The sequence below is a fragment of the Klebsiella sp. BIGb0138 genome (assembly GCF_004342285.1).
Classification (GTDB): domain Bacteria; phylum Pseudomonadota; class Gammaproteobacteria; order Enterobacterales; family Enterobacteriaceae; genus Klebsiella.
In genome coordinates, this window is record NZ_SMCV01000002.1 from 557,487 (window position 1) to 569,008 (window position 11,522).

Genomic DNA, 11,522 nt, shown 5'->3' on the forward strand with positions numbered 1-11,522 from the left:
TCACTCCCGACGCGGGAGCCTCTTCTGCCCCTAATGTAGGACCGCCTGGCGCGGCGGGACAGAAGAATAGGCTGATTTTGCGCTTATTTACCCAACTTTGCACTTACTCGAAGGGGGGCGGCGCCAGCACTTCGCGGTTGCCGTTATGGCCCTGCTCGCTGACGATACCCTGCGCTTCCATCTGTTCAATAATGCGCGCGGCACGGTTATAACCGATGCGGAACTGACGCTGTACGCCGGAAATCGACGCTTTACGTTTCTCAGTCACGAAGTTGACCGCCTGATCGAACAGCGGATCCAGCTCTTCGCCACCGTCAAAGCCGCCGCCACCGCCTTCGCTTTCGCTGTCGGAGGTGATGCCGTCAACATACTGCGGACGGCCGCGCGCTTTCCAGTCCTGTACCACCGCATGGACCTCCTGGTCACGCACAAAGGCGCCGTGGACACGTACCGGCATGGTTGAGTTCGGCCCGGAATAGAGCATGTCCCCCATCCCCAGCAGTGATTCCGCGCCGCCCTGATCGAGGATGGTACGCGAGTCAATTTTGCTCGACACGGTGAAGGCGATACGCGTCGGGATATTGGCCTTGATCAGGCCGGTAATCACGTCGACGGACGGACGCTGGGTAGCCAGCACGAGGTGAATCCCCGCCGCACGCGCTTTTTGTGCCAGGCGCGCGATCAGCTCTTCGACTTTCTTACCCACGGTCATCATCAGATCGGCGAATTCATCCACCAGAACGACGATATACGGCAGTTTTTCCAGCACCGGATGCACGGCGTCCATACTGTCGCCCGGCTTCCAGTAAGGATCCGGAATTGGACGCCCCATTCGCGCCGCCTCGGCAATCTTCTCGTTGTAACCTGCCAGATTACGCACGCCCAGCGCCGACATCAGCTTGTAGCGACGCTCCATCTCGTTCACGCTCCAGCGCAACGCGTTGGCGGCGTCTTTCATATCGGTGACCACTTCCGTCAGCAGATGCGGGATCCCTTCATAGACCGACAGTTCGAGCATTTTCGGGTCAATCATAATGAAGCGCACATCTTCCGGCTGCGCTTTATAGAGCATGCTGAGGATCATGGCGTTCACGCCGACCGATTTACCGGAACCGGTGGTACCGGCAACCAGCAGGTGCGGCATTTTTGCCAGATCGGCAACGACCGGATCGCCAGCGATGTCTTTACCCAGCACCACGGTAAGCGGCGATGGGTTATCGCGGAATTTGGTGTTATCCAGCACTTCACGCAGGTAAACGGTCTGACGCTTTTTATTCGGCAGTTCCAGGCCGACGTACGGCTTACCTGGAATCACCTCCACGACGCGCACCGCAACGGTGGACAAGGAGCGGGCCAGGTCGCGCGACAGGTTTGAAATACGCGCGGCCTTCACGCCCGGCGCCAGATTCAGCTCGAAGCGGGTGATAACCGGACCTGGCGAGTAGTTCACCACATCCGCTTTGATGCGGAAGTCAGCCAGACGGGCCTCAACCAGGCGCGCCATTTGCTCCAGCGCGAAGGTATCCACCGGTTCGACCTCGCTCGGCGGCGGCGTCAGCAGATCCAGCGACGGCAGCGGCGTCGTCGGCCGTTGCATCGGCTGGCTGTTGCCGTTACGCATCAGCAGCGGGTGAATCAGGCTATCCTGCGGCGGCTGCACGGCGGCTGTCTGCTGCGGCGTGTGGCCCTGAGGGGCTTGCTGCGGGTGTTGAGCCGGCTGTTGTTGATACTGCTGGACCGGCGGCTGCTGTGTCGGCTGCTGATACTGCTGGACCGGCGGCTGCTGTGTCGGCTGCTGATACTGCTGGACCGGCGGCTGCTGTGCCGGCTGCTGGTACTGCTGGACCGGCGGCTGCTGTGCCGGCTGCTGGTACTGCTGTACCGGCGGCTGTGTTTCCGGCATCGGAGTGAACAGCGGCTCGCCTGGGCCGTCATCGACCAACGCCTTCATCGGCGAGAAGTCATAATCAGCAGGCGAGAATGGCGTTGCCCCCTGCGGCTGCTCGCTGCTGTAGCGCTGCTGCTGGGAAGCGGCAAACTGCCGGGCCAGCTCGGCTTCAGCAGCCGAGTCATCATCTTCTTCTTGCTCAGATGGGTAGGCTTCACCATAGCGCTGCTGCTGAGTGGCGGCGAACTGGCGCGCCAGTTCATCCTGCTCCAGCGCATCCACTTCTTCGTCCGTTAACGGTTCATCGTCATAGCTCTGATCGAGTTCCGCCTTCCGCGCACGCTCTTCCGCCATCCGCTGCGACGGAAGCTTAATCCCATACGAAGCCAGCTCCCGACGTGTCGGAACGCGAACATGGTTAGGGCGCGGCAGTTTTGGACCAATCCCCTCTTTCACCTGCGCGCGCGGCCCACCGGACGCCGGGCTGAACACCGGCGCCGCAGATGACGCCGCAGAAGCCACGGTGGCAGCCGTCGCGCCAGCGCCGGTGGCCTGGTGTACGCCGGCCGCAAGCGGGGTTACCGCAGCGGCATCGACCGGGGAAGAGGACGGAGGCGTCATGGGGCGCGTCGCGACCGGGCTTTCCGGTTCTGGAATCGGCTGATACCAGGCGGCCAGCTGCTCACGTTCGCGCGCACGTTTTTCTTCGACTTCTTCAAAATAATACATCGGCGGACGCTGCGGCTTCACCTCTTCCTGCGGCGCTTCAGGCTCTACGGCAGCTGAAGAAACGGGGGGTTGCGGCTGATAATAGGTCTGCTGAGCAGCTTCCGACGGATAAACAGGCTGCTGCACGGGCTGATAAACCGGCGCCTGTTCCGGCTGATACACCTGCTGCTGCGGCTGCGACGGCGCGGACTGATAAACCGGCGCCTGTTCCGGCTGATACACCTGCTGCTGCGGCTGCGACGGTGCGGACTGATAAACCGACGCCTGTTCCGGCTGATACACCTGCTGCTGCGGCTGCGACGGTGCGGGCTGATAAACCGGCGCCTGTTCCGGCTGGTAAACCTGCTGCTGCGGCTGCGACGGTGTGGGCTGATAAACCGGCGCCGCTTCCGGCTGATACACCTGCTGCTGCGCCTGCGACGGTGCGGGCTGATAAACCGGCGCCGGTTCCGGCTGATACACCTGCTGTTGCGCCTGCGACGGTGCGGACTGATAAACCGGCGCCTGTTCCGGCTGATATACCTGCTGCTGCGCCTGCGACGGTGCGGGCTGATAAACAGGCTGCTGCAACGGCGCCTGACCGGCTACCGGTTCGGCCCACGTCTGCGGCGCCGCGGTGGCCGCCGCCGCCGTACCGAGCGGGTCGGCAATGCTTTGGCCATTCAATAACGGGTCATAGGGGTCGAAATCCCCCGGGCGCGTTGCGCTGGAGCCGGAGAACAGCACATCGTCTGCCTCTGCCGGACGCGTCGCGCTGGCGCCGGAGAAGAGCACATCATCCGCCGCGACTGGCGCCCCGTTTGCGCTGAACTGGACGTCCTCTTCGGCATCATCCATCCGTTTACCGGAGAACAGCGCGGCATCGGTCTTGCGCCCCATCGGATTGCTGAATTTCTCCGCCAGGCGCTGACGACGCGCTAAGGCGCTGCGTAAAATGCGCGCGCGCCGGGATTCCTGCGGTTTGGCAGATTCGTCATATTCGTCTTCATCATCTTCATATTCATCCTCATCCACCCACGTATCGTCGCGACGGGTGCGATTGCTGGCGAACGTGAGGACGGAAAGAATACCGCCGCCGAGTTTTTCGGCGATGCTCACCCAGGACCAGCCGGTAAACAGAGTTAACCCCGCCGCCCAGATACAGAGCAGCGCGATGGTTCCACCGCTGCTGTGCAGCAAGGGTTGCAGAGTGGTGCTCAGCAAGCTGCCAATCACCCCGCCCGAGGCGAAATACCAGATATCATCGGCATTGATGGCGGCCAGGCCGCAGGAGGTCAGAATCAGCGCCAGCGCGCCAATTAAGCGTAGCGAGACGGCAAAGTAATCGATGTACTCGTCGTTGGCCTGATTACGCCAGGCAAACCAGCAGCCGCCGATGATGATCACCGGGATGGTATAGGCCATTACGCCAAAAATGAAAAATAGCGTATCGGCAAGCCAGGCTCCCGGTATTCCGCCTATGTTGTGAATAGGCTCGTGCCAGGCCGTTTGCGACCAGCTAGGATCCGAGGGATTAAAGCTGAGTAAGGCTACCATCAGCCAGATGGCAAATAGGGAGCAAAGGATGAGTAACGCCTCAAGGAGTCGGCGCCCGCTGCTTAACTTGGTCAGTTTGACTTCTTTGTCTTCGGTGTATTCCTGGCTCAAAAAAGGCTCTCCAGGTATCAGGCTGTTTCCTGCCTGCTGCTAAAACGGACAACAGTGCCGGGTCACCCCGGCACTGTTGCTGTATGGATTAACAGGAGTGTAATCAAACTACTTCGATTTTGCACCTGTTCCGTGTTAGCGCGTCTTAATTACCAGACGATTACTTTGCTTGACTTCTTCCATTACCACGTAGGTACGGGTGTCATTCACGCCCGGTAGGCGCAGCAGGGTTTCGCCCAGTAATTTACGATACGCTGACATATCCGGCACACGGGTTTTCAACAGATAGTCGAAATCACCGGATACCAGATGACACTCTTGAATTTCTTCAAGTTTTTGCACAGCGGCGTTAAATTGCTCAAACACATCCGGTGCGCCACGATTCAGAGTAATCTCAACAAATACCAGAAGTGATGCATCCAGATAATGCGGGTTGAGCAGCGCCGTATAGCCCTGAATAAAACCCTGTCTTTCCAGCCGACGCACGCGCTCAAGGCAAGGCGTCGGTGAAAGTCCCACCCGTTTAGAAAGCTCGACGTTGGAAATACGCCCATCTTTTTGCAGTTCATTCAAAATGTTACGATCGATGCGGTCGAGATCTTTGCCAGGGCGCTTCTTGCTATCTACCATTATTATTGTCTCTCTGTATTCCTTCCCTACTCCTGTTCCGACTCAGAGCCTTCACTGCCCGAGTCCATCCTGTTATTACCCGTATACGACATTGGGTAACCCAGGGGTACGTGAGAAGCCCGTTGCCTGACGGCAGTCACCGACATCACGCATGGCGTCTGTCCACACCATGCGTAGATTTCGCTGACCCGGATAAAAATGGCATTTGCGTGCATGAAAATTCGCCACACGCGAAACACTGCTTTTTGTCTTCCATGAATGTTTTCGCAAAAGCACAGGGGATTGTCAAAGCAAAACATCGATTTTTAGTACAAGATGCCAGATATTCATTATCCACCCCCGTGGATCCTCATGTTTTCATCTTATAATTGTCCCGCTGACAGTAGAATTAGTTATATTCTTCGTGCGTAAAATCGCCAGTTCATCGGCGCCCCCGATTGCACATATCGTTAACAAAACCGCTGCGCTCTTTTTTTACGCCAACAAATTCCCTACAATCCAAGCCAATGTATGCCAATAAATTATGGGGATCTCATGGGCACGACCAAACACAGTAAACTGCTTATTCTTGGTTCTGGACCTGCGGGATACACCGCTGCCGTCTACGCAGCGCGCGCAAACCTGCAGCCGGTGCTGATTACCGGCATGGAAAAAGGCGGTCAGCTGACCACCACCACCGAAGTGGAAAACTGGCCCGGCGATGCAAACGATCTGACCGGCCCGCTGCTGATGGAACGTATGCATGAGCATGCGACGAAATTCGATACCGAAATTATTTTCGACCATATCAACAGCGTCGATCTGCAGAACCGTCCTTTCCGCCTGGTCGGCGACAGCGGTGAATACACCTGTGACGCGCTGATTATTGCCACCGGCGCTTCAGCGCGTTATCTGGGTCTGCCGTCGGAAGAGGCCTTCAAAGGGCGCGGCGTTTCCGCCTGCGCAACCTGCGACGGTTTCTTCTACCGCAACCAGAAAGTCGCGGTCATCGGCGGCGGCAACACCGCGGTGGAAGAGGCTCTGTATCTCTCTAACATCGCCTCTGAAGTGCACCTGATTCACCGTCGCGATACCTTCCGCGCCGAAAAAATTCTCATCAACCGCCTGATGGACAAAGTGGCAAACGGCAACATCGTGCTGCACACCCACCGCACGCTGGAAGAAGTGACCGGCGATCAGATGGGCGTGAGCGGTCTGCGTCTGCGTGATACGCAAAACGCGGACAATATCGAATCGCTGGAAGTGGCGGGTCTGTTTGTCGCTATCGGCCACAGCCCGAATACGGCGATCTTCGACGGTCAGCTGGCGCTGGAAAACGGCTATATCAAAGTGCAGTCCGGGATCCACGGCAATGCTACCCAGACCAGCATTCCGGGCGTTTTCGCCGCGGGCGACGTGATGGACCATATCTATCGTCAGGCGATCACCTCCGCAGGCACCGGCTGTATGGCGGCGCTGGACGCTGAGCGCTATCTTGACGGTTTAGCCGACGCGTGCAAATAATCTTTACAAGTCAGTAACAAAGGTAAAGAAGGCGACGAAAAGTCGCCTTTATTTTTTCCTCGTTGTAACATTGCGTGGCCCAAAAACCTCATAACTACACCTGCTAAGTGCGCAATGAATAAAACCCGTCAACAAGAGTTAACCCGCTGGTTAAAAGAGCAAAGCATTCTCTCCCGTCGCTGGTTGATGATTTCCCGCGCGCTGGGCGTCATTAGCGGCCTTCTGATCGTCGCTCAGGCATGGCTGCTGGCGCGGATCCTGCACCGCATGATTATGGAGAATATTCCGGCGACGGCGCTGGTACTGCCGTTTATCGTCCTGGTGCTGATTTTTGTTCTCCGGGCCTGGGTGGTATGGCTGCGCGAGCGGGTGGGCTTCTATGCCGGGCAACACATTCGTTATGAGATTCGCCGTCAGGTTCTCGATCGCCTGCAGCAGGCCGGTCCCGCGTGGATTCAGGGTAAACCGGCCGGGAGCTGGGCGACGCTCATACTCGAACAAATTGACGATATGCACGATTACTACGCGCGCTACCTGCCGCAGATGACGCTGGCGGCCTGCGTGCCGCTGCTGATCGTCCTCACCCTGTTGCCGATTAACTGGGCCGCCGCGCTGATTCTGCTCGGCACCGCACCGCTGATTCCGCTGTTTATGGCGTTGGTAGGGATGGGGGCCGCGGATGCTAACCGGCGTAACTTCCTGGCGCTGGCCCGCCTGAGCGGGCATTTTCTCGACCGCCTGCGCGGCATGGAAACGCTGCGCATCTTTCATCGCGGCGCCGCGGAAACGGATAACATTCGTGAGGCCTCCCAGGATTTCCGTCAGCGGACGATGGAAGTATTGCGTCTCGCCTTCCTCTCTTCCGGGGTGCTGGAGTTTTTCACTTCGCTCTCCATTGCCCTGGTGGCGGTCTACTTCGGTTTCTCCTACCTCGGAGAGCTGAATTTCGGCCACTACGGTGCCGGCGTCACCCTGATGTCTGGTTTTCTGGCGCTGATCCTGGCACCGGAGTTTTTCCAGCCGCTGCGTGACTTAGGCACGTTCTACCATGCCAGGGCGCAGGCCATTGGCGCGGCGGATAGTCTGAAAACGTTTATGGAAACGCCGCTGGCGCAGGCGAAACGCGGTGAAAAGGTACTCAGCGACAATGAGCTGATTCGCCTCGAAGCCCGCGATTTAATCGTTAAATCACCTGAAGGCAAAGTGCTGGCGGGTCCGCTCAACTTTACTCTTCCCGCCGGCAAGCGCGTGGTGCTGGTAGGGAAAAGCGGATCCGGTAAAAGTTCGCTGCTGAATACCTTAACCGGCTTTCTCCCCTACGAGGGTTCGCTGATGGTCAACGACGTGGAACTGCGCGATCTTGACGCCAGCCGTTGGCATCGCCTGCTGAGCTGGGTGGGGCAAAACCCGCAGCTCCCCGCCGCCACGCTGCGTGATAACGTGCTGTTGGCATCGCCGGAAGCCAGCGAATCGCAGCTCCAGCTGGCGCTGGATAAAGCCTGGGTGAGCGAATTCGTGGCCCAGCTGCCGCAAGGTATTGACACGCTGGTTGGCGATCAGGCCGCTCGCCTGTCGGTCGGCCAGGCGCAGCGAATTGCCGTCGCGCGGGCGCTGCTGATGCCCTGCCGTCTGCTGCTGCTGGATGAACCCGCCGCCAGCCTCGATGCGCATAGCGAACAGCGGGTCATGCAGGCGCTTTTTCACGCTTCTTCACAACAAACGACGCTGATGGTGACCCACCAGCTGGAAGGTCTCGCCGACTGGGATGCGATCTGGGTGATGCAGGATGGACAGATTGTCGAACAGGGGCTTTATTCGCAGCTGGCCGCCGCCGGCGGTCCTTTCGCCGGGCTGCTGGCCCACCGTCCGGAGGAGATTTAAATGCGCGCATTATTACCCTATCTGGCGCTGTATAAACGGCACATCTGGTTGCTGACGCTTGGCGTGGTGCTGGCCATCGTCACCCTGCTGGCCAGCATCGGCCTGCTGACGCTGTCGGGGTGGTTCTTATCGGCCTCCGCCGTGGTCGGCGTCGCCGGGATCTACAGTTTTAACTATATGCTGCCGGCCGCAGGCGTGCGCGGCGCGGCAATTATTCGTACCGCCGGTCGCTACTTCGAACGCCTCGTCAGCCACGACGCCACTTTCCGCGTCCTGCAACATCTGCGCGTTTTCACCTTCAGCAAGCTGCTGCCGCTCTCCCCTGCCGGGCTGGCGCGTTTTCGTCAGGGCGAACTGCTCAACCGGGTGGTCGCCGACGTTGATACTCTGGACCATCTCTATCTGCGGGTGATTTCCCCGCTGGTGGGAGCGCTGGTGGTCATTGTGGTGGTCAGCGCGGGCTTAAGCATTCTCGACGTCACGCTGGCGCTGACGCTGGGGGGAATTATGCTGCTGACGCTGTTGATCCTGCCGCCGCTGTTTTATCGGGCGGGTAAACCGGCCGGTGAAAGCATGACGCAAATGCGCGGGCAGTACCGCCAGCAGCTTACCGCCTGGCTGCAGGGACAAGCTGAGCTGATGCTGTTCAGCGCCAGCGACCGCTACCGCGCCCAGATGGAAAAGACCGAACTGCACTGGCAGGATGCGCAACGTCGCCAGGCCGAGCTGACGGCGCTATCGCAGGCGCTGATGCTGCTGGTGAGCGGGATAGCGGTAGTAGCCATGCTGTGGCTCGCCTCTGCCGGCGTCGGTGGCAATAGCCAGCCCGGCGCGCTGATTGCGCTGTTTGTCTTCTGCGCGCTGGCGGCCTTTGAAGCGCTGGCCCCGGTCACCGGCGCATTTCAGCACCTCGGGCAGGTCATCGCCTCCGCCCGACGGATTACGCAAATTACCGAACAGCAGCCGGAGGTCTCCTTCGTACAGGGCGCCGATCGGCAGTTTGCGCAGGTTGCGCTGACCTTTAATCAGGTCTCCTTCAGCTATCCGCAGCAGACCACGCCGGCGCTGGAAAACATCTCGTTGCAGATCGCCCCCGGAGAGCATATTGCCATTCTGGGGCGCACCGGCTGCGGCAAATCCACGCTGCTGCAACTCCTGACCCGCGCCTGGGATCCCGCGCAGGGAGAGATTCTGCTCAACGATCGGCCGTTAACCCAGCTCAACGAAGCGACCCTACGCCAGGCGATGAGCGTTGTCCCCCAGCGCGTGCACCTGTTTAGCGCCACGCTGCGCGACAACCTGCTGCTGGCGGCGCCGCAGGCCAGCGATACCCAGTTGATGAACACCCTGCAACGCGTCGGGCTGGATAAGCTACTGGAAGACGGCGGTCTCAATAGCTGGCTCGGCGAAGGTGGCCGTCAGCTCTCCGGCGGCGAACTCCGCAGACTGGCCATCGCCCGTGCGCTGCTGCACGACGCGCCGCTGATGCTGCTTGATGAGCCCACCGAAGGTCTCGATGCCACGACGGAAAGCCAGATTCTGGATTTACTCGCTGAGGTCATGAGCGAGAAGACCGTGCTGATGGTCACCCACCGTCTGCGCGGCCTGGCGCGTTTTAATCAGATAATTGTCATGGACAACGGCGAGATTATTGAGCAAGGTAGTCACGCGGAACTGCTGGCCGAACAGGGGCGTTACTACCAGTTTAAGCAGCGTCTGTAGACCGCTTGTCTGAAGGTGCTGTACAACGTTTTGCGTATATACTCTATGAGTTTCAGGCGTGCTGAAAGCGGCCCCGTGGAGTCAGGCACTGGCCTGTGGCCACGGTGGGACCACGGGGCTGATGTACGCTTGTAAGACAGCGAATATATTGAACAATTGCCTGGTGCGTATTGAGGTTAAAATGCGTCTGGTTCAGCTTTCCCGTCAGTCCATTGCCTTTCCTTCCCCGGAAGGCGCCCTGCGCGAACCGAATGGCCTGCTGGCGCTCGGCGGCGATCTTAGCCCGGCGCGCCTGCTGATGGCCTATCAGCACGGAATTTTCCCCTGGTTTTCTCCGGGCGACCCTATTTTATGGTGGTCTCCCGATCCGCGCGCGGTGCTGTGGCCTGAACGGTTTCACCTCAGCCGCAGCATGAAACGTTTCCATCAGCGCTCTCCCTATCGCGTCACGCTGAACCATGCCTTCGGCGAGGTTATCGCGGGCTGTGCCGACAATCGTGATGAAGGGACCTGGATTACGCCCAGCATCGTGAAGGCCTATCACCAGCTCCACGAGCTGGGTCATGCGCACTCGATCGAGGTGTGGCTCGGCAATACGCTGGTGGGAGGGATGTACGGCGTGGCGCAAGGCGCGCTATTTTGCGGCGAGTCGATGTTCAGCCGCGCGGAAAATGCCTCGAAAACCGCGCTGCTGGTATTCTGCCAGGCGTTTATGCGCGACGGCGGGAAATTAATTGACTGCCAGGTGCTGAATAATCATACGGCATCGCTGGGGGCGAGCGAAATCCCCCGCCGCGATTATCTCGATAGCCTGGCGATATTGCGGACCTTCCGTCTGCCGGAAAGATTTTGGGTGCCCAGGGTGCTATTTACCGGCAATGTGTAAATGTTTTCAGCACATTTTTCACCGTGATGGTATAATTGCGCAGTAGAGTAGCTTCTGCCTGTTGCCCCGCCGCCGTTATGGGAATAATAAGAGTCAGATAACGCCCATCGTTCTGTCACTCCCCTTTACGTTTGCGCCTGTCATGCGGCTTATCCGTGTGAATTCCGGGCAATGCGCCAAAACTACTTCAATGACTTATACCCTTAATAATTTAGGATGCGTCAGGAAGGCACAACAAAGCGCCTGGCAGCGTCAATAACTATGTGACCAGGTAAGCGAAGAGAGCCTGAAAGATAAAGCACACAAACGTAAAACTTTACTTACTCGCTGAACTTCGGCATTATCTTGCCGGTTCAAAACTACGGTAGTGATACCCCAGAGGACTAGATGGCCAAAGAAGACAATATTGAAATGCAGGGCACCGTACTTGACACGTTGCCTAACACAATGTTCCGCGTAGAACTGGAAAACGGTCACGTGGTAACTGCGCATATTTCCGGTAAAATGCGTAAAAACTACATCCGCATTCTGACGGGCGACAAAGTGACTGTTGAGCTGACCCCGTACGACCTGAGCAAAGGCCGCATTGTCTTCCGTAGTCGCTGATAGTTTTCCGCCCTCGTGGCGTCAGATGCT

General features: G+C 58.6%; 7 protein-coding genes. 5 read left to right on the plus strand and 2 right to left on the minus strand.

Annotated features, from left to right (window positions below):
• Window positions 1–103: 103 nt before the first annotated feature.
• Both ftsK and lrp read right to left on the minus strand, forming a co-directional pair.
• Window positions 104–4,264 carry a DNA translocase FtsK gene (ftsK, locus tag EDF73_RS07025; RefSeq protein ID WP_132727597.1) on the minus strand — a complete coding sequence of 1,387 codons (4,161 nt, stop codon included), beginning with the start codon at window positions 4,262–4,264 and terminating at the stop codon, window positions 104–106.
• A 135-nt stretch (window positions 4,265–4,399) separates the two neighbouring features.
• The gene (gene lrp, locus EDF73_RS07030; protein ID WP_000228469.1) at window positions 4,400–4,894 is read right to left on the minus strand and encodes a leucine-responsive transcriptional regulator Lrp; all 495 of its coding nucleotides are present in this window, start codon (window positions 4,892–4,894) and stop codon (window positions 4,400–4,402) included.
• Between the two features lie 534 nt (window positions 4,895–5,428).
• On the opposite strand from lrp, the gene trxB reads away from it, so the two are divergent.
• The 5 genes from trxB to infA all read left to right on the plus strand — a co-directional run bounded on the left by trxB (window position 5,429) and on the right by infA (window position 11,492).
• On the plus strand, window positions 5,429–6,397 hold the full coding sequence (trxB, locus tag EDF73_RS07035) for a thioredoxin-disulfide reductase (RefSeq protein WP_132727600.1): 969 nt from the start codon (window positions 5,429–5,431) through the stop codon (window positions 6,395–6,397).
• 114 nt (window positions 6,398–6,511) lie between these two features.
• On the plus strand, window positions 6,512–8,278 hold the full coding sequence (gene cydD, locus EDF73_RS07040) for a cysteine/glutathione ABC transporter permease/ATP-binding protein CydD (RefSeq protein ID WP_132727602.1): 1,767 nt from the start codon (window positions 6,512–6,514) through the stop codon (window positions 8,276–8,278).
• Complete coding sequence (cydC, locus tag EDF73_RS07045) at window positions 8,279–10,000, plus strand: cysteine/glutathione ABC transporter ATP-binding protein/permease CydC (RefSeq protein ID WP_132727605.1); 1,722 nt, start codon at window positions 8,279–8,281, stop codon at window positions 9,998–10,000.
• Between the two features lie 181 nt (window positions 10,001–10,181).
• Window positions 10,182–10,886, plus strand: a complete 705-nt coding sequence (gene aat / locus EDF73_RS07050) for a leucyl/phenylalanyl-tRNA--protein transferase (RefSeq protein WP_132727607.1) — start codon at window positions 10,182–10,184, stop codon at window positions 10,884–10,886.
• Between the two features lie 387 nt (window positions 10,887–11,273).
• The gene (gene infA / locus EDF73_RS07055) at window positions 11,274–11,492 is read left to right on the plus strand and encodes a translation initiation factor IF-1 (protein WP_002211347.1); all 219 of its coding nucleotides are present in this window, start codon (window positions 11,274–11,276) and stop codon (window positions 11,490–11,492) included.
• The last annotated feature ends 30 nt before the right edge of the window (window positions 11,493–11,522 follow it).

Coding starts and splice junctions, on each gene's coding strand:
- infA (WP_002211347.1), top strand. CDS start 11,274: ATGGCCAAAGAAGACAATATTGAAATGCAGGGCACCGTACTTGACACG.
- cydC (WP_132727605.1), top strand. CDS start 8,279: ATGCGCGCATTATTACCCTATCTGGCGCTGTATAAACGGCACATCTGG.
- cydD (WP_132727602.1), top strand. CDS start 6,512: ATGAATAAAACCCGTCAACAAGAGTTAACCCGCTGGTTAAAAGAGCAA.
- lrp (WP_000228469.1), bottom strand. CDS start 4,894: ATGGTAGATAGCAAGAAGCGCCCTGGCAAAGATCTCGACCGCATCGAT.
- aat (WP_132727607.1), top strand. CDS start 10,182: ATGCGTCTGGTTCAGCTTTCCCGTCAGTCCATTGCCTTTCCTTCCCCG.
- trxB (WP_132727600.1), top strand. CDS start 5,429: ATGGGCACGACCAAACACAGTAAACTGCTTATTCTTGGTTCTGGACCT.